This is a genomic window from Haloprofundus halophilus, from assembly GCF_003439925.1.
GTDB lineage: Archaea > Halobacteriota > Halobacteria > Halobacteriales > Haloferacaceae > Haloprofundus > Haloprofundus halophilus.
Map to the genome: position 1 here is coordinate 736548 of NZ_QQRR01000002.1, position 16699 is coordinate 753246.

Genomic DNA, 16699 nt, shown 5'->3' on the forward strand with positions numbered 1-16699 from the left:
TTTCCGGTCAGGAAGAAAAGTTGAAGCGTCTGCTTGGCCTCGTCTATCGGTATGAAGTCAAACCGTCAGTCTGGCGTCAGTCGTCGGACGTATCTGAAGTTAGCCGGAGCGAGCAGCGTCGCAGGCCTCACCGTGACCGCAGGATGTACCGTCGACACCGGCGGAGACGGTGAAAACGGCGGGGGCGGCGGCGACGGCGGCGACGACGGGTCCGGCAACGACACCGGAACCGACGGGGGCGACGGCGGCAACACGGAGATCGTCCCCGGCACCGCGCCCGGGTTCCCGCCGTTCGAGTTCAAAGACGAGCAGGGCGAACTGGTCGGCTTCGACATCGACCTGCTGGAGGCCGTCGTCGAGGAGACCGACTACACGCTCGCCGACTGGGAGGAGTTCGAGTTCGACTCGCTCATCCCGGCGCTACAGAACGACCGCATCGACGTCATCGCCGCGGCGATGACCATCACCGAGGACCGTCAGGAGACCATCGCCTTCTCGGACCCCTACTACAACGCCGACCAGTCGATTCTCGTCGCCGGCGGAAGCGACTTCGACCCGCAGTCGCTCGACGACCTCGCCGGCCAGACCGTCGGCGCACAGGAGGGCACGACGGGCGCGGGCGTCGTCGAGAGCGAACTCGTCGAACCCGGCGACGTCGACCAGTCGAACTTCCGGACGTACGGCAACTACGTCCTCGCCGTGCAGGACCTCGAAAACGGCAACGTCGACGCGCTCGTCATCGACCAACCCGTCGCGCAGACGTTCGCCGACCAGCGCGACGTCGAGATCGCGTTCGTCTACGAGACGGGCGAGCGCTACGGCTTCGGCCTCCGGCAGAACGAGAGCGACGTGCAGTCGGCGCTCAACGAGGGGCTGCAGGCGGTCCGCGACAGCGGCCAGTACGAGGAGATTCGCAACGAGTGGTTCGGCGGCTCCGGCGGGGAGACGTCGGGCAACGAGTCCTCGGGTAACGAGTCCGGAAACAGCTCGAACTCGTCCGCAGTCGGGGAGTAACGGATGGACCCGACTGTCGTCGCACAGACCACGGGCGACTGGGCGTTCGTCCTCGACAACGCCCCCTACCTTCTCGTCGGCGCGGTGCTGACGGTCGTTCTCACCGTCGTCAGCATGCTGCTCGGCTTTCTCGTCGGCTTCCCGGCGGGCATCGTCGAGGTGTACGGCGGCCGGGTGAGCACGTTCCTCGTCGAGACGGTCGGTATCGTGCTCAGAGGGACACCCATCGTCGTCATCCTCATCTTCATGTACTTCGTGTTCTCGACGCCGAGTCTCACCCTCGGGCTGTTCGACGTGACGGTGACGCTCTCGGACGCGTTCATCGCCAGCGTCCTCGGGTTGGGGTTCCGAAGCGCGGCGTACCAGTCCCAGATTTTCCGCGGGGCGCTGCAGAGCGTCGACGAAGGACAGTTGGAAGCGGCGCGCTCTGTCGGGATGAGCAAACTCGAAGCCATCCGCCACGTCGTCGTGCCGCAGGCGCTCCGTCGGTCGATTCCGGGCTTCCAGAACGAAGTCACCATCGTCCTCAAGGACACGAGCGTCGTCTTCGCCATCGGTCTCGCCGAGTTGCTGACGCGGAGCTACGACCTGTTCGTCCGACAGACGACCGCGGTGCTGGAGGTGGTGTTGTTCGTCAGCGCCATCTACTTCGTGCTGACGTTCGTCACCAATCGGGGACTCGACTTCGTCGGCTCGTACTACGAGATACCGGGCGGTGAACAGGCGTGACGGCGGTTTCGAGCGGTCGGAGTCGGCGCAGTTACGAAGGAGGTCGACGCACATGAGCGATAGCGATCACACACATCTACTCGAGGTGGACCGCGTCTCCCAGAGCTACGGGACCGAGAAAGTGCTGCGCGACGTCAGTTTCGAGATGGACCGCGGCGACGTGACGGTGCTCGTCGGCCCGAGCGGGTCGGGCAAGTCGACGATGCTCCGCTGCGTCAACCGACTCACCGAGATAGACAGCGGGAACATCTACCTCGACGGCGAGCGCGTCACCGGCCCCGACATCGACGTGAACGAACTCCGCAAGGAGGTCGGCATGGTGTTTCAGGACTTCAACCTCTTCGCGCACCTCACGGCGCGACAGAACATCATGCTCGGGCCGCGTCGCGTGCTCGGCCTCAGCAAGGAAGAGGCCGGAAAACGCGCCGACGAGCATCTGGAGATGGTCGGGCTCACGCCGCAGGCCGACTCCTACCCCGGCGAGCTCTCCGGCGGCCAGCAGCAGCGCGTCGGCATCGCCCGCGCGCTCGCGATGGAGCCGAAACTGATGCTGTTCGACGAGCCGACGAGCGCGCTCGACCCCGAACTCATCGGTGAGGTGCTGGAGGTGATGCGCGACCTCGCAGACCGCGGGATGACGATGCTCGTCGTCACCCACGAGATGAGCTTCGCGCGGGAAGTCGCCTCCGAGATGCTGTTTCTCGACGGCGGGAAGATCGTCGAGCGCGGCCCGCCCGAACAGCTGTTCGACCGTCCCGAAGAGGACCGCACGGCGTCGTTCCTCCGGCGCATCACCGAGATGCACTCATGAGCGAACCAGTCGTCGACGCGGCCCAAGAGCAAGAGAAGCCGAGCGAGCCTCGAATCTCGACCGGCGCGGTCGGACGGGCGCTGCTCGTCGCCGCCGGCGTCCTGTTCTGGGGGTGGCTGCTGCTCCGGTGGGCCAACGACTGGCTCGGCGGCCTGCTGGTCCCGGTCGGCCAGCCGTTCGTCGCACCCGAGACCATCGAGTCGTTCGGAGCCGAGGTTCCGGGTCTCGCGGGCGCGTTCGACGCGCTCGCGTTCGCCGTCGAGTATCTGCCGACTCTCTCGGAGGGGCTGTGGCTCACGCTCGTGTTGACGGTTCTCGGCATCTTCTTCGGCTTCTTCATCGCCGTGCCGCTGAGCGTCGCCCGCGTCTACGGCAACCTCTCGAAGTACGTCTCGCTCCTCTACACCGAACTCCTTCGAGGGACGCCGCTTCTGGCGCAGTTGTTCGTGCTCTACTTCGGACTGGACATCTCGGGGTACGTCCCCGGCTTTCTCGACGGCGTGTTCGCCAACAACGCCGCGTGGGCCGCGCTCGTCGGGTTCGTACTCAACAGCGCCGCCTACCAGGCGGAGTACATCCGCTCGGCGCTGCAGAGCGTCGACACGGGGCAACTCACCGCCGGTCGCGCCATCGGCCTCTCGAAGGTGGACGCGATTCGGTACGTCGTCCTCCCGCAGGGACTCAGATTCGCCATCCCCGGCTGGACGAACGAGCTCATCTACCTCATCAAGTACTCCTCGCTGGCGGCGTTCATCACCGTCCCGGAGCTGTTCAAGCGCGCCAACGACATCGCCTCCTCGAACTTCCGCTACACGGCGATGTTCACCATCACCGCGGTGCTGTATCTGGCGCTCGTCATCACGGCGTCTCGGCTGATGAACTACGTCGAGGACCGGACGTCGATTCCGGGACTCGGTTCGGGGAGCGGGCGGTAGCGCGCGTTCAGAACTCGGTCACGACCTCGATTCCTTCCGTCTCGTAGTTCGTCATCGCCGCCAGTCGCTCCGGCACGTCCGACAGCGGCACCTCTCGGCTCACGAGCGCGCCGGGGTCGACGTCGCCGGTCGCCATCAGTCCCAGCAGTTCCTCGTACCGGGTCGGGGGCATCCCCCGAGAGCCCAAAAAGGAGATCTCCTGCATCGTCATCCTGTCCGTCGGCAGCGACACCTCGCCGCGTTCCTTCTCGGTCGTCAGCCCGAGTTGGACGTGCGTGCCGCGCTTGCGAAGGCAGAAAATCGAGTTGCGACACGTCTCTTCGAGGCCGAGCGCGTCGACGGAGACGTGCGCGCCGCCGTCCGTTTCGGCGCGAATCGCGCTCGTGACGCCGCGGCCGTCGAGCTCCGAGGAGTCGACGACGGCGTCCGCGCCGACCTCGCGCGCGAGGTCCAGTTTCCCGGCGTCGATGTCGACGGCGACGACTCGCGCGCCGACCGCGTTGGCGACTTGCACCGCCGAGAGACCGACGCCGCCGCAGCCGTGGACGGCGACCCAGTCGCCCGTGCGGACGTCGGCGCGGTGCGCGAGTCCGTGGAAGGCGGTCATGAACCGACAGCCGAGCGCGGCCACGTCGCGGGCGGCGACGCTCTCCGGCAGGGGCATCGCGTTGTAGTCGGCGTAGGGGACGTGGACCTGCTCGGCGAACGCGCCCGGCGCTTCCGACTGAAAGCCGAGCGAGAGACCGTCCGCACAGACGTTCCCGTGACCGTTGCGGCAGTACGGGCAGGTGCCGTCGCCGAGGTTGAACGGGACGGCGATTCGGTCGCCCTCGCGGAGGTGGTCGACGCGCTCGCCGACGGCGACGACGCGACCCGCGGGTTCGTGGCCGAGAATCTGGCCCTTCGGCACCTGGTCGTCGGCCCACTCGCCGTGGCCTTGCCACGCGTGCCAGTCGCTCCGGCAGATACCGCAGGCTTCCACGTCGACGACGACGCCGTGCGGCGCGGGGTCGGGTGCGTCTACGTCTTCGACGACGAGCGGTTCTCCGTACTCGTGCAGGACTGCGGCACGCATCACGCTCCGGTATGCGAAGCCGTCACAAAAAGCCGCGCGTACACGTCCCGGAGTGCCGGTGTCCTTCGCTGTGACGACGAGTCGCCACCACCGACACTCCGGTAAGCCGTACGTTCTACCCCAGGCCGAAAAACGTTTAGCACCGGCCCGTACCTTGGGTGGAGTATCACCTCCAAAGACAGTCCTCCGAAGACGACCCGACGACAGTATCTGGCGACGGTCGGGCTGGGCGCGCTCTCGGCGCCCAGCGCCGTCGAGTCGGCAATCGAACCGACGGAGGCCCGACGCGCCGGACTGTCGGACCCGCGCGCATCGCTCACCAACCAGCAACTCGCGAAGGAACTCCACGCCCTCGCCGAGGGCTCTCCGCACGCCGCACTCCGTCGAATCGGCCGCTCCGCCGGTCGAGACGACCCCATCTGGGAGCTGCGGGTCGGACGGGGAGAGACGAACGTCCACCTCGTGACGCAGTTACACGGCGACGAACCCGCCGGAACCGAGGCGATACTCGCGCTCGTCCGCGACGTGACCTCGAACCCCGAGGCCAACCTGGACCTCCTCTCTCGACTCACGCTCACCGTCGTCCCCCGCGCGAATCCGGACGGTGCGATGTTCGCCCGCGACGAGGACGCCGACGGTGCCGACGAGCGCGTCACCCGGCGCGAGAACGTCCAACCGTGGCGACGGCGCGACTCCCGACGCGAACCCGACTACCACAGTGCGGACGAACCGCCGGGGTACGACTTGAACCGCGACTTCGACCCGACAGTCGAGTTTTCGGGCGCGGACCGGTCGTCGGACACCCGTTCGTCCGGCGAGTGGACCCGGTACGAAGAAGACGGCGAGACGCGGTGGCGACACGACCGGCAGTACCGAGGTACCACCCTCCGGGGATGCGGCCTCGGACTCACGCCGGAAACCGCCGCCGTCGCCGACTCGTACCGGCGCGCGAACCCCGACGTGGCGATAACGCACCACCACAAGAGCGTCGAGACGCGGGGGCGCGGCGGCGAGGCTCCGTCGCTTCTGAGCGTCATGGCCCCGTTCGGACCGGCGTACCTCGAACGAGCGCCCTCGTACGAGCGGGACGACCCCCCCGAGACCATCGTCAACCCGTTCGTCGACGCCGAGACGAGTCGGCGCTCGCTCCGTCTCAACTCGTTCGTCGCTCGTCAACTCACGTCGCTGGGCGAGTTCGGAACCGTGACGCGCTACGGTTACGAACCGCTCTGGGGGTCGTATCTCGACGCGCTCACGCCGAAGACGAACGCGGCCGGGATGCTGTACGAAGTCGCCGGGCAGTCCGACGAACGCGACAGCGTCGACTACGCCCGAAAGGTCGCCGTCTCGCGGACGGCGTTCCGGCGGACGCTCGAAGCGCTGGCGTCGGACCCGGACCTCGGCACCGTCGACGAGAACCGGTACTTCGACCTGCCCGTGGAGTCCAGCGGCCCGACGAGTAGATAGCGGAAACCGGGTCAGAAGAAGTCGGTGAGACCCGCTTGGCCGTCGTCGCCGCCGTCGCCGCCGTCGCCGCCGTCGCCGTCGTCGCTGTCGCTCGCATCGCTCTCGTCGCCGCCGTCGGCCGCCGATTCGGCCGCTCCGTCGTCTTCGGTCGTCTCGGTACCGGCGCCCGTTTCGTCGTCTCGTGCGTCGTCGCCCCGCGCTCCGTCGTCGCTTCCGTCGCCGGCGGTTCCGCCCGTCGAACCGGCGAACGCGCCGCCGGAGTGTTCCTCCATCGCCTCCTCGCGGAGCTCTCGGGCGTCCTCGACGATGGACTGCACCTTCTTCGTCGACTCGCCGCTGCCGGTGACGTGGGCGACGTGCTTCTCCTCGAACTCGTAGTACGCCGCCATCGCGACGGTGAGATCGCGCGGCTTGCAGTGGTGGGTCATCACCGAGAGGTACGGTACGATGCGTTGCCGCGCGATGCTCATGCTCGTCCCGCTGGACTCGGCGACGCGGCGGGCCACCTCGTCGCCGGTCTTGTCCTTCGAGCGCCAGAACTGCGGGCGACCGTAGCGCGTCCACCCGCCTTTGGTTTCGTCGCGGGCGGCGGCGACGCCCGCGGCGAGGTTGTCACCCGCGTAGCGCCAGTAGCTGTAATCCTGACTCGCGCGCACGCGACCTAACCACCGGTCGGCGTTGGCGAGGAACTCGTAGGCGCGGGCGACCTCCTCGCCCTCGTACACGTCGAGCATGTTGTCCTCGACCCACTTCGTGAGGTCGTCGGGCGTCTCGTCGACGTCGTAGGAGGTGTACAGCGCCTCCTGCGGCGACTCCTCTTTCAGCACCTGGTCTAAGAACTCGAAGATACCGACCGAGCGGTCGCGGTCGCTCGTCGCAACGGACTCCTCGGTGATCGCGTCGCGGCCCTCGGCGGCGGCCTGCAGGTCGTTCACCGCGCCGCGGAGGTCGCCGCTGTTGACGTCGGCGATACGTTCGAGCGCCGCGGACTCGTACTCGACGCCCTCCTGTCGGCAGATATCTCGGAGGACGGGAACGATGGAGCGCGCGCTCACGTCGCGGAACTCGATGGACTCGCAGGCGTTGCGCAGCCCGCGGCTCATCTCGTAGAACTCGTTGGCGATGAGCACCATCGGCTGTCCCGCCTCCTTGACGAGCTTCGTGATGGCGCGCGCGCCGCCGCGGTCGTAGTTGCCGTGGATGTTGTCCGCCTCGTCGAGGATGATGAGCTGTCGGCCAGAGCCGCCGGAACTCGACCCGCCGAGCGTCGCGTTCATCGCCGCGCGGCCGGCGAACCGTTCGATGACGGCGGCGGTCCGCTGGTCGGAGGCGTTCAACTCGACGGTCTCCCAGCCCATGTCGTTGGCCAGCGCGTGCGCCGCGGAGGTCTTGCCGACGCCGGGACTGCCGTAGACGATGACCGCGTCGCCGTGGTCGTCCCACGTCTCGGCCCACTCGCGGAACTGGTCGCGGGCTTTGTTGTTGCCGCGTATCGCCGACAGCGACCGAGGGCGATACTTCTCCGTCCAATCCATTACTCGGACAGAGGCGAGTGCCGCGTTTAGTGGTTCCGGAGCGTCGGTCGGCGCGTTTCGCTCTCCGCCGGCGACGGCGTTTCGACCTCGAACGGTTCGACGGCCCGACTGTGCCGTACGGGAGTACGAAGCGGTATGGCGCCCTCTCTGGACTACCCTCACATGGAGGACCACTCGACACACGACCACGGTGAATCGTCGCCGGAGACGGCCGACCCCGTCCGAGGCTACGCGCCGAACGGACACGCCGCACCGGGCGGGTTGGCCGTCGCGGCGAACGGACTCCGACTCGACCCCGCAGAGACCCGCTTCACCCCGGGAACGAGCGCCGAGTGGACGTTCCGTATCGTCGACGACGACGGGAAGGTCGTCACCGACTTCGAGGAGGCACACGGCGAGCGAAGCCACCTCGTCGTCGTCCGACGGGACCTGACTCGGTTCCAGCATCTCCACCCGGAACTGACGTCGGACGGCACGTGGCGCGTCGACGATTTCGCACTCTCCGACTCGGGAGTGTATCGGGCGTTCGTCGACGTCGTCGTGGACGGGCGGCCGACGACGCTCGGGTTCGACCTCTTCGCGTCGGGGGCGGGAACGGGAACGGAAACGGTCGCCGAGCGACCCGACTCGTCGCGCCGGGCGACCGCAGACGGGTACGACATCGAACTGCTCACAGACGGGGTTGTGGCCCGAGAATCGAGCCGGCTGACGTTCGAGGTTCGGCGCGACGGCGACCCCGTCTCGAAGCTGGATGAGTACCTCGGCGCGCTCGGTCACCTCGTCGCGCTCCGCGAAGGCGACCTCGCGTACCTGCACGTTCATCCGGAGGGGACTGACCCCGACAGTGGTCAGGTCGCGTTCCAGGCGCGGTTTCCGACATCGGGGCGGTATCGACTGTTCCTCCAGACGAGGCCTGAGGGTGAACTGGTGACGACAGCCTTCGACGTTCGCGTCCGTCAGTAGTCGTCGACGCGTCGACTCGCATCCTGACTCGACGTTCGTCTCCACGTTATTGTCACCGATTCACGTCGATAGGGGCTCTTATGCCGACCTTCGCGGAGTACTCTCACGGTGAAATCGCGTGGCTAAATTTCTGGTGTGCTACGGCACCGGTGAGGGACAGACGGCGAAAGTCGCCGAGCGACTCGCGGAGCGACTCGGCGAGCGGGGACACGAGGCGACGGCGGTGAACGCGGGAGACCGGTCGGGTGACCGCTCGGTGGCCGCGTTCGACGCCGTCCTCGTCGGCGCGTCGATACACGCCGGAAAGCACCAACCCGCCGTCGTGGAGTTCGTCGAAGCGAACCGTGACGCGATGGCGACCAAACCGACGGGGTTCTTTCAGGTGTCGCTGTCCTCGGCGGACGAAGAGGGGGAGGCGCAGGCGGCGGGGTACGTCGATTCGTTCGTCTCCGAAACCGACTGGCATCCGGACCGCATCGGACTGTTCGGTGGCGCGCTCCGCTACTCGGAGTACGGCTTCCTCAAACGGTTGCTGATGAAGCAGATCGCCAAACGCACGCTTCCCGACGTCGACACCTCCCGGGACGTGGAGTTCACCGACTGGGCGGAGGTCGACGCGTTCGCCGCCGATTTCGCGGCGTTCGCCGAGGGCCGGCTCGGCGTCGTCCCGCCCGGAACCGACGCATCCGACGGCTCCCGAGCGGAGTCGAGCGAGTAGGGCGGACGCGAGAGCGACCCCGAGGAGCCAGACAGTTTTTGCACGAGTGTGACATATGTACTCGTATGGTGAGTTCACGGTCCGTCGAGGTGAGCGACGAAGCGCGCGACGAGTTCCTCGGCAACGGCGGGACGGGTGTCATCTCGTTCAACGCCGCCGAGAGCGACGACGCACCGTACGCCAGGCCGGTCTCGTACGGCTACGACCCGTCGGATACGACGTTCTTCTTCAGACTCGCGTTCGGTCCCGAGAGCGAGAAACGCGAAGTCGTCGGCGCGAGCGCTCCGGTCACCTTCGTGGTGCACGACCGGGGAGACGAGGGCTGGCAGAGCGTCGTCGCCTCCGGCAGACTGGAGAGAGTGACCGAAGCGGCTATCGACTCGGACGTCGTGCAGGCGATTCGACGCGTCCACATCCCGCTCGTCGACGTCTTCGAGCGCCACCCGCGGGAGTTGGAGTTCGAGTTCTACCGACTCGTCGCGGACTCGGTGAGCGCCCGAAAGGAGGCGCAGGCGGAGAGCTAACCGACCACCGAGGCGGGATGTCGGCTGACGCCCGAGTACGGTCGCCTCTGCCACCGAAACCGTTTAGCCAGCAACTTTCAAAACGTCAGGTACGAACACGATGGATATCGCAGCTGACTTACGACGGCCACGCGCTCGTCCCTGATGACCGGCGAGGCTCGACGTCCCGACACCGACACCGGTCCCCTCGACGGCGTGACCGTTCTCGACGCCTCTCGCGTTCTCGTCGGACCGTTCTGTACGATGCAGTTGGGCGACCTCGGCGCGGACGTCATCAAGATAGAGCTCCCCGGCAGCGGCGACCAGACCCGCGGGTGGCACCCGCCGACGCACGGCGACTCCGAGGAGAGCGCGTACTACCTGAGCGTCAACCGCAACAAGCGCTCGTTGACGCTCGACCTCGCCTGCGACGAGGGGCGCGACGTGTTTCGCACCCTCGCCGGCGAAGCGGACGTCGTCGTCTCGAACTTCCGCGTCGGGAAGATGGCCGAGTACGGTCTCGACTACCGGACGCTGAAGCGGGACAATCCCGGCCTCGTCTACTGCGCGCTATCGGGCTACGGCGAGTGGGGCCCCGACCGCGACCGGCCGGCGTACGACCTCATCATGCAGGCCGAAGGCGGTCTGATGAGCATCACCGGCGAGGAGGACGGCGCGCCGGTACGCGTCGGCGTCGCTATCGCCGACATCGGCGCGGGGATGTACGCGACGCAGGCCATCCTCGCCGCGCTGTTCGAGCGCGAACTCGGCGACGGCACCGGCCAGAAGGTGGACGTCTCGCTGCTCGACGGGCAGGTGGCGTGGATGAGCTACATGGCCTCGTACTACTTCGCAACGGGGGTCTCACCGGGGCGGATGGGGAGCAAACACCCGACCATCGCCCCCTATCGAGCGTTCCCCACCGAAGACGGCTACGTCGTCGTCGCCGTCCCCTCGCCCACCCTCTGGCCGAAGTTCTGCACGGCCATCGGCTACGAGGAACTCGTCGACGACGAGCGCTTCGCCGACAACGCCGCGCGGGTCGAACACCGCGACGAACTCGACGCGATACTGGAAGCCGAGTTCGAGACGCACACCACCGAGGAACTGCTGGCGCTGTTCGACGAGTTCGGCGTCCCCGCCAGCGACGTGAAGGATATGGAAGACGTGTTCGAGAACCCGCAAGTTCGCGCCCGAGGGATGCGACAGTCGGTGACGCATCCGACCGCCGGCGAGGTGGAGCTGTCGGGCAGTCCGATGCACCTCTCGAAGACGCCGACCTCCATCCGCCGACATCCGCCGCTTCTCGGCGAGCACACCGTCGAGATACTCCGCGAGTTCGGTTATCCGGACGACGAGATAGAGCGATTCGCCGAAGACGGCGTCGTCTGATTCGCTCTCGGTTATTCGGCCGTTCTCCCGGCTATTCGACCGTACTTCCGGACGCCGACGCCGTGCTACTCACTAACTCACCGTGACAACTCTTTTTCACATACCGCGAGACGAGCGACCATGTTCCCCGAGACGGTCGAGACCGAACGTCTCCGCTTGGAGCGCCTCGGTCCCGATACGGTCGACGTCTACGAGTTCTACGCGATTACGTCGTCGACGGAGATGGACGAGGTGGTTCGTCACCACACGCAGTCGCGACACGAGACGCCGAAAGAGAGCGCCGACTACCTCGACGAGAAGGCCGAAAAGTGGGAGAGCGGCGAGGGCGCGCAGTACGTCGTCCGTCCGCGCGAGGGCGAAGACGGCGCGGGCGAGTTCGCGGGCGTCACCGGTCTCGGGTTCCAGTGGGACAAACAGAGCGCCGTCATGGGACTGTGGCTCCGCAAGCGGTTCTGGGGTCGCGGCTACTCCGGCGAGCGCGCGGCGGCGCTGTTACACGTCGCCTTCGCCGAACTGGACCTCGAACTCGCGTCGCCCGCGCACACGCCAGAGAACGAACAGTCCAAGCGCGCTATCGAGAAGTACGTTGAGAGGTTCGGCGGTCAGTACGAAGGAATCCTCAGAAACTGGGTGCCCGCCGAGATGACGACTACGGGAGAGCCGTGGAACCTCCATCGCTACTCCATCTCCCAAGACGAGTGGCGCGCCGCCGTCGACGACGAGGCTATCGAGACGCCGGAGGTGCGAGTCAGCTATGAGTAGCGACCTCTTTCCGACGGTCATCGAGACGGAGCGCCTCCGACTCGAACCCCGAACGCCCGACTACGTCGACGTGCACGAACTGTACCGCATCTGCTCGCCGTCGCCGGAGATGGACGAAATCACTCGGTATCTCCCGTGGTCGCCGCACGAAACTCCCAAGGAGACGTTTGACTTCCTGCGTCGGGGGCGGCAGCACCGCGAGAACCACGAGACGGTCGACTACGTCATCAGACCACGAGAGAAGGAGGACGGTGCTGGGGAGATCGCCGGATTCGGCGGGTTGAACCTCCAGTGGGACCGCCGCAGCGCCGGACTCGGTCTCTGGCTTCGCAAGCGGTTCTGGGGTCGCGGCTACTCCGGCGAGCGCGCGGCGGCACTTTTCGAACTCGCGTTCGAGCGTCTGGACCTCGAACTCGTCCGCGTGGCCCACGACCCGAAGAACGAGAACTCCCGACGCGCCATCGAGAAGTACGTCGACAGATTCGGCGGCCAGTGCGACGGCACGTTCCGCAACGCGGCGGCGACTGTCGACGGCGAAGTCGTCGACCAGACGCACTACACGGTAACGCAGAGACAGTGGCGCGAAGCCGGTGGTGACGCCGAGCAGACGGTCCGAATGTGGTGGCGCGACGACTGATTTCGATTACTCCGCGTCCGGCAGCGACCCGGCAACGAGTTCGCCGCCCTTCAGCACCGCCTCGGGGTTGTTGAGCAGCGTCACGTCGTCGGTGGGGTCGCCGTCGACGACCACGAGGTCGGCGTGGGTCCCGGTTTCGAGCGTCCCCGCCCCTTCCAGACCGATCGCGTCGGCGGCCGTCTCGGTCATCGCCCGGATCGCCTCCGCCTCGCTCATGCCGTACTCGGCCATGAACGACACCTCGGTCGCGTTCGAGCCGTGGGCGTTGAACGGCGTCCCGGCGTCGGTGCCGCCGGCGATTCTCACGCCCGCCTCGACGGCCCGGCGGAACGAGTCGATGTGACGTTCGTACACGTCGCGCGTCTTCCTCGCGCTCTCCTCGGTCGCCATCTCGGTGTTGCGGATGATGTGGTACGGCGCGGAGAGCGTCGGCACGAGCGTCACGTCCTCGTCGACGAGCATCTCGATGGCCTCGTCGTCGAGAAACGTCCCGTGTTCGACCGTGTCGACGCCCGCCGCGACGGCGGCTTTGACGCCCTCGCCGCCGTGGGCGTGCGTCGCCGCGTGGACGCCGCGGCGGTGCGCTTCGTCGACGATGGCGTGCAGTTCCTCGTCGGTCATCGCCACCGCGTCGGGGTCGCTACCGGGCGTCGTCACCCCGCCGGTGGTCATGAACTTGATGAACTCCGCGCCCTGCTTTTTCTGCTCGCGGACCGCCTTTCGGGCGTCGTCGGGGCCGTCTATCTCCCGGCCGAGGTGGTGGCCGTGACCGCCGGTGATGGTGATGGAACGGCAGTTGGCGACCATTCGCGGCCCCGGCACGTCGCCGCTGTCGACGGCGCGCTTCAGGACGGGGTCGATGTCGCGCGCGCCCATCGCTCGGACGCCCGTCACGCCCGATTCGAGCGTTCGGCGGGCGTTTCGCGCCTCGACCAGCGCGAGCTCCGCGTCGCTCATGCCGACGACTTCCTCGACGCTCACCTCTCCGGAGAGCGAGAAGTGAACGTGCGCGTCGACGAGCCCCGGAAGCACCGTACGACCGGGCAGCGAGACGACCGATTCGTCCGCGTCGGCGTCGGCGTCCACGTCGCCGACGGCGAGTATCTGCCCCGTATCTGCGTCGACGCGAATCGACCCTTCACGGGTCTCTCCTCGGTCGAACAACAGCACGTCTCGAAGAATCATCGTCGCCCCCTACTGTCGGCGGAGGCTTGAACGTGTCTTTCTACGGTGTGTGTTTCCATACGACACATCTCGGCCACGTGTCACGTGGCCAGAAAGTACTTTTCACCACGCTAGTTCCGAGTGGATATGACAGAGACGAACAGCGGCCGGTTCGGTGCGCTCGCCGCTGCGGGCGGGGCCCTCGTCGGGGGTATCGCGTACGCGTTCGGCTACGCGATGACGTACGTGGTCGCGAGTTCGGAGATTCAAAACTCCGGTGCGCAGCAACTCCTGGAGGTGTTGACCGGCGAATCGGCGACGTGGAAAGCCGTCGGCTGGGTGTTCTACAACGCTCACTTCGTCGACACCGATATACCCGGACTGTTCGGCGCGTCGCGCGCGGTAAACTTCGTGGCGGAGGTCGAGGCGTTCCCCACGATGCTGTACGTCCTCCCGCCGGTGCTGCTCCTGCTCGCGGGAGCCGCCGTCGCGCGGACGGCCGGCGTCACCGACCCGACGGGCGGAGCGAAAGCGGGCGCGGCGGTGCTCCTCGGCTACTTCGCGCTCTCGGTCGCCGGTGCGTTCGCCTTCGCCGTCCCGGTCGGTCAGACGGCGACGGCCGAACCGGACTTCGTCGCGGCCGTACTCGTCGCCGGCGTCGTCTACCCCGCCGTCTTCGGAACGCTGGGGGGCGTCGTCGCCGGGACGGTTCAGAGCTCTCGGGCGACCATCTCGCCCCAGTGAGCGAAGCCGAACCGTTCGTAGAACGCCCGCGCTCGCTCGTTCTCGCCGTCGACGTCGAGCACTATCCGGTCGAGCGGGAGCTCCTGCGCCCGCGCCGCGTCGAGCGCTGCCTCCAGTAGTTCGTCGGCGACGCCCGTCCCGCGGTGGTCGGGCGCGACGTAGATCTCGTTGAGCACGGCGGCGTCCCAGATCATCGACAGCGACGCCGGCAGGACGAACGTGTAGCCGACCAGTTCGCCCCCGTCGCTCTCGGCGACGTGGACCGCCCGCTCGTCCTCCTCGACGCAGCGGTCGACCCACTCGCGGTAGCGCTCGCGGTAGTCATCGGTCAGTTTCGCCTCGTACTTCTCGCGCTTGTCGTCGCCGCCGGTCCCGTCGCCGAGGCCAAGTTCGAAGGCGCGTTTCAATCTCCAGAGTTCGCTGTACTCCTCGGTCGCGTACGGTCGAATCTCCATGCCGAGGGGTCGTCCACCGACGGTATCAGTGGTTCGAAGCCGGCGGTTCGTCGGACGCCCGGACCCGGCCGTTCTCTCGCAACCGCGCCCCGACGACGACGGCGCTCACGAGCACGAGCATCAACTGCGTGCCCGAGGAGACGACGGGGAAGACGCGCTCGACGTTCTCGGGTTCCGCGCCGGGCGAGGGGTCGACGCCCGTCCGGTAGTGGCGCGTCTCCGTCGTCGCCCGCGGCTCCTCGGGTGCGAACTCGACGAACGTCTGCACGACGCCGCGCTGGTTCGAGAGGTACAGGTGGCCGTTTATCGAGTAGAAGCCGTCGTACAGCGGGTAGAACGCGTTGATACCGTTCGTGAACAGGTCGGGGAAGATGCCGCCGAACGCGAGCGCCGCGAGCGCGGCCCATCCGAGGCGAACGCCGCGGCCGCCGAACCGGTCGCGGAGCCGAGAGCCTCCACGGAGACGAGTATCGTAGACGAGTCCACCGCCCAGAAGCGTCGGCAACAGCAGCGTGTGGAGCAGCGAACGATGCGCGCCCACGAGGACGAACCCGAAGAACGTGTCGAGGTCGGGAGTCGCGGCGGCGACGAGGACGACGGCGAGCGCGCGGCGGTCGAACTCGTCGCCGAGAAGCGCAACCCCGACGAGCGCGCCGAGAGCGAGGTGGACGACGGTCGACGGCACGTCCGGAGATAGCAGAGCGAGCGTATGTACGTTGCGCCGCTTCGGGGGCTGTTTCGAGTCCGTCGGAGAAATCGTCATTCGTCGAACCCCCCTTTCGATACCCTTTTGTCCGGTCGCCGACCCACACCGCCTATGTGGCAGTCCGTCCGCGGAGGGCTTCGCCGATGACCGAAACGCCGAGAGAGGACCTCGCGCGCCGAATCGCCGGCGAAGTGACGCTCAGCGACGAACCCGGAGCGACGCTCCGGAAGTGGCGTACCGACTTCGACATCTCTCAGACCGAGCTCGCGGCGCAGTTGGACGTCTCCTCGTCGGTTATCTCCGACTACGAGAGCGGCCGCCGCGAGAGCCCGGGCATCGGCGTCATCCGGCGGATGGTCGACTCGCTGCTCGACATCGACGAACAGCGCGGCGGCGGGCGGATTCGTCAGTACGCCCGGGTGCTCTCGGCGGGGTTCGAGAGCGACATCGTCCACGACCTCCGGGAGTACTCCACGACGGTTCCGCTGGACCGACTCTACGACGCGATGGACGCGACCGAACTCGTCCGCGGCGACGAGGACAGGGTCAGCGGACACACCGTCATCGACAGCATTCAGGCGATAACGCGGCTCTCCTCCGACGAGTTCTACCGGCTGTACGGCCAGAGCACGAACCGAGCGCTCGTCTTCACCGGCGTCACCCGCGGGGAGTCGCCGCTGGTGGCGATGCGCGTCGTCAACCCGACGCCGAACGCCGTCGTCCTCCACGGCGTCGAGGAAGACGACCTCTGGGAACACGCCCCGGCGCTGGCGCGCATCGACGGCTTCTCGCTCGCCGTCTCCAACCGAGACTTGGACGAGATGCTCGACGACCTGCGCGAGCTGCCGTAGTCGGCGTTCCGACCGACTCTATCGTCGAAGTGTCGACTCTCCCGGGCCGGTGTCGATGTGGTGTACCGCCTTCGGCGAGAGCAATCGACCGCTCGGGAGTTCGACCCACCCTGTCGCCAGCACGCGAATCCGCCCTTCGTGCAGCACCGTCTCCTGTTCGAAGTCGCCGTAGACGACGGCGTCTCGGTACTCCCGCTCGAACAGATCAGAGAACATCTCCCAGAGCGAAGCTGTCGGC

19 protein-coding genes are annotated in these 16699 nt (G+C 67.2%); 13 read left to right on the forward strand and 6 right to left on the reverse strand.

Features of this window, described 5'->3' with window-relative positions:
- Nucleotides 1-51 precede the first annotated feature (51 nt).
- Genes DV709_RS13405 through DV709_RS13420 form a run of 4 tightly spaced genes read left to right on the forward strand, consistent with a single transcriptional unit; the run spans nt 52 to nt 3489 of the window.
- Entirely contained in the window at nt 52-1014 is a 963-nt protein-coding gene (locus DV709_RS13405; RefSeq protein ID WP_117594919.1) for a basic amino acid ABC transporter substrate-binding protein, read from the forward strand.
- A gap of 3 nt (nt 1015-1017) precedes the next feature.
- A complete protein-coding gene (locus tag DV709_RS13410) occupies nt 1018-1743 on the forward strand; it encodes an amino acid ABC transporter permease (protein ID WP_117594920.1) in 726 nt (241 codons plus the stop codon).
- A 52-nt stretch (nt 1744-1795) separates the two neighbouring features.
- Nucleotides 1796-2554, forward strand: coding sequence for an amino acid ABC transporter ATP-binding protein (locus DV709_RS13415; RefSeq protein WP_117594921.1), 759 nt, complete (start codon nt 1796-1798; stop codon nt 2552-2554).
- Nucleotides 2551-3489, forward strand: coding sequence for an amino acid ABC transporter permease (locus DV709_RS13420; RefSeq protein ID WP_117594922.1), 939 nt, complete (start codon nt 2551-2553; stop codon nt 3487-3489). The genes DV709_RS13415 and DV709_RS13420 overlap by 4 nt, the downstream gene beginning before the upstream one ends.
- 7 nt (nt 3490-3496) lie before the next feature.
- On the opposite strand, the gene DV709_RS13425 is transcribed toward DV709_RS13420, so the two are convergent.
- Nucleotides 3497-4564 carry a zinc-dependent alcohol dehydrogenase family protein gene (locus tag DV709_RS13425; RefSeq protein ID WP_117594923.1) on the reverse strand — a complete coding sequence of 356 codons (1068 nt, stop codon included), beginning with the start codon at nt 4562-4564 and terminating at the stop codon, nt 3497-3499.
- A 294-nt stretch (nt 4565-4858) separates the two neighbouring features.
- Here DV709_RS13425 and DV709_RS13430 point away from each other — a divergent pair, with 294 nt between their 5' ends.
- Nucleotides 4859-6031 carry a M14 family zinc carboxypeptidase gene (locus DV709_RS13430; RefSeq protein ID WP_269801704.1) on the forward strand — a complete coding sequence of 391 codons (1173 nt, stop codon included), beginning with the start codon at nt 4859-4861 and terminating at the stop codon, nt 6029-6031.
- Between the two features lie 11 nt (nt 6032-6042).
- On the opposite strand, the gene DV709_RS13435 is transcribed toward DV709_RS13430, so the two are convergent.
- Complete coding sequence (locus tag DV709_RS13435) at nt 6043-7566, reverse strand: replication factor C large subunit (protein ID WP_117594925.1); 1524 nt, start codon at nt 7564-7566, stop codon at nt 6043-6045.
- A gap of 135 nt (nt 7567-7701) precedes the next feature.
- On the opposite strand from DV709_RS13435, the gene DV709_RS13440 reads away from it, so the two are divergent.
- The 6 genes from DV709_RS13440 to DV709_RS13465 all read left to right on the forward strand — a co-directional run bounded on the left by DV709_RS13440 (nt 7702) and on the right by DV709_RS13465 (nt 12541).
- Nucleotides 7702-8529 (forward strand): FixH family protein, encoded by an 828-nt coding sequence (locus DV709_RS13440; RefSeq protein ID WP_232819743.1) that lies wholly within the window; start codon nt 7702-7704, stop codon nt 8527-8529.
- Between the two features lie 118 nt (nt 8530-8647).
- A complete protein-coding gene (locus DV709_RS13445; RefSeq protein WP_117594927.1) occupies nt 8648-9247 on the forward strand; it encodes a flavodoxin domain-containing protein in 600 nt (199 codons plus the stop codon).
- A 65-nt stretch (nt 9248-9312) separates the two neighbouring features.
- Nucleotides 9313-9771: a pyridoxamine 5'-phosphate oxidase family protein gene (locus DV709_RS13450; RefSeq protein WP_117594928.1), complete on the forward strand. Its 459-nt coding sequence runs from the start codon at nt 9313-9315 to the stop codon at nt 9769-9771.
- Between the two features lie 144 nt (nt 9772-9915).
- Nucleotides 9916-11142, forward strand: coding sequence for a CaiB/BaiF CoA transferase family protein (locus DV709_RS13455; protein ID WP_117594929.1), 1227 nt, complete (start codon nt 9916-9918; stop codon nt 11140-11142).
- 120 nt (nt 11143-11262) lie between these two features.
- Nucleotides 11263-11904 (forward strand): GNAT family N-acetyltransferase, encoded by a 642-nt coding sequence (locus DV709_RS13460; RefSeq protein ID WP_117594930.1) that lies wholly within the window; start codon nt 11263-11265, stop codon nt 11902-11904.
- The gene (locus DV709_RS13465) at nt 11897-12541 is read left to right on the forward strand and encodes a GNAT family N-acetyltransferase (RefSeq protein ID WP_117594931.1); all 645 of its coding nucleotides are present in this window, start codon (nt 11897-11899) and stop codon (nt 12539-12541) included. Before DV709_RS13460 ends, DV709_RS13465 begins: the two co-directional genes overlap by 8 nt.
- A gap of 6 nt (nt 12542-12547) precedes the next feature.
- On the opposite strand, the gene DV709_RS13470 is transcribed toward DV709_RS13465, so the two are convergent.
- Nucleotides 12548-13726: a metal-dependent hydrolase family protein gene (locus DV709_RS13470; RefSeq protein ID WP_117594932.1), complete on the reverse strand. Its 1179-nt coding sequence runs from the start codon at nt 13724-13726 to the stop codon at nt 12548-12550.
- A gap of 126 nt (nt 13727-13852) precedes the next feature.
- Between DV709_RS13470 and DV709_RS13475 the strand changes: the two genes are divergently transcribed.
- Nucleotides 13853-14449, forward strand: a complete 597-nt coding sequence (locus tag DV709_RS13475) for a transporter (protein WP_117594933.1) — start codon at nt 13853-13855, stop codon at nt 14447-14449.
- Here the strand turns inward: DV709_RS13475 and DV709_RS13480 are convergent.
- Both DV709_RS13480 and DV709_RS13485 read right to left on the reverse strand, forming a co-directional pair.
- Nucleotides 14416-14904 carry a GNAT family N-acetyltransferase gene (locus DV709_RS13480; RefSeq protein ID WP_117594934.1) on the reverse strand — a complete coding sequence of 163 codons (489 nt, stop codon included), beginning with the start codon at nt 14902-14904 and terminating at the stop codon, nt 14416-14418. The genes DV709_RS13475 and DV709_RS13480 overlap by 34 nt on opposite strands.
- Before the next feature lie 25 nt (nt 14905-14929).
- Entirely contained in the window at nt 14930-15589 is a 660-nt protein-coding gene (locus DV709_RS13485; protein ID WP_117594935.1) for a metal-dependent hydrolase, read from the reverse strand.
- 164 nt (nt 15590-15753) lie between these two features.
- Between DV709_RS13485 and DV709_RS13490 the strand changes: the two genes are divergently transcribed.
- Complete coding sequence (locus tag DV709_RS13490; RefSeq protein ID WP_117594936.1) at nt 15754-16461, forward strand: helix-turn-helix domain-containing protein; 708 nt, start codon at nt 15754-15756, stop codon at nt 16459-16461.
- An 18-nt stretch (nt 16462-16479) separates the two neighbouring features.
- On the opposite strand, the gene DV709_RS13495 is transcribed toward DV709_RS13490, so the two are convergent.
- On the reverse strand, nt 16480-16677 hold the full coding sequence (locus DV709_RS13495; RefSeq protein WP_198665738.1) for a hypothetical protein: 198 nt from the start codon (nt 16675-16677) through the stop codon (nt 16480-16482).
- Between the last annotated feature and the right edge of the window lie 22 nt (nt 16678-16699).

Excerpts from the sequence above, each read along its gene's own strand:
- DV709_RS13405 (WP_117594919.1), top strand. The coding sequence starts at position 52 with ATGAAGTCAAACCGTCAGTCTGGCGTCAGTCGTCGGACGTATCTGAAG.
- DV709_RS13410 (WP_117594920.1), top strand. The coding sequence starts at position 1,018 with ATGGACCCGACTGTCGTCGCACAGACCACGGGCGACTGGGCGTTCGTC.
- DV709_RS13415 (WP_117594921.1), top strand. The coding sequence starts at position 1,796 with ATGAGCGATAGCGATCACACACATCTACTCGAGGTGGACCGCGTCTCC.
- DV709_RS13420 (WP_117594922.1), top strand. The coding sequence starts at position 2,551 with ATGAGCGAACCAGTCGTCGACGCGGCCCAAGAGCAAGAGAAGCCGAGC.
- DV709_RS13425 (WP_117594923.1), bottom strand. The coding sequence starts at position 4,564 with ATGCGTGCCGCAGTCCTGCACGAGTACGGAGAACCGCTCGTCGTCGAA.
- DV709_RS13435 (WP_117594925.1), bottom strand. The coding sequence starts at position 7,566 with ATGGATTGGACGGAGAAGTATCGCCCTCGGTCGCTGTCGGCGATACGC.
- DV709_RS13440 (WP_232819743.1), top strand. The coding sequence starts at position 7,702 with ATGGCGCCCTCTCTGGACTACCCTCACATGGAGGACCACTCGACACAC.
- DV709_RS13450 (WP_117594928.1), top strand. The coding sequence starts at position 9,313 with ATGGTGAGTTCACGGTCCGTCGAGGTGAGCGACGAAGCGCGCGACGAG.
- DV709_RS13455 (WP_117594929.1), top strand. The coding sequence starts at position 9,916 with ATGACCGGCGAGGCTCGACGTCCCGACACCGACACCGGTCCCCTCGAC.
- DV709_RS13460 (WP_117594930.1), top strand. The coding sequence starts at position 11,263 with ATGTTCCCCGAGACGGTCGAGACCGAACGTCTCCGCTTGGAGCGCCTC.
- DV709_RS13465 (WP_117594931.1), top strand. The coding sequence starts at position 11,897 with ATGAGTAGCGACCTCTTTCCGACGGTCATCGAGACGGAGCGCCTCCGA.
- DV709_RS13470 (WP_117594932.1), bottom strand. The coding sequence starts at position 13,726 with ATGATTCTTCGAGACGTGCTGTTGTTCGACCGAGGAGAGACCCGTGAA.
- DV709_RS13475 (WP_117594933.1), top strand. The coding sequence starts at position 13,853 with ATGACAGAGACGAACAGCGGCCGGTTCGGTGCGCTCGCCGCTGCGGGC.
- DV709_RS13480 (WP_117594934.1), bottom strand. The coding sequence starts at position 14,904 with ATGGAGATTCGACCGTACGCGACCGAGGAGTACAGCGAACTCTGGAGA.
- DV709_RS13490 (WP_117594936.1), top strand. The coding sequence starts at position 15,754 with ATGACCGAAACGCCGAGAGAGGACCTCGCGCGCCGAATCGCCGGCGAA.
- DV709_RS13495 (WP_198665738.1), bottom strand. The coding sequence starts at position 16,677 with ATGTTCTCTGATCTGTTCGAGCGGGAGTACCGAGACGCCGTCGTCTAC.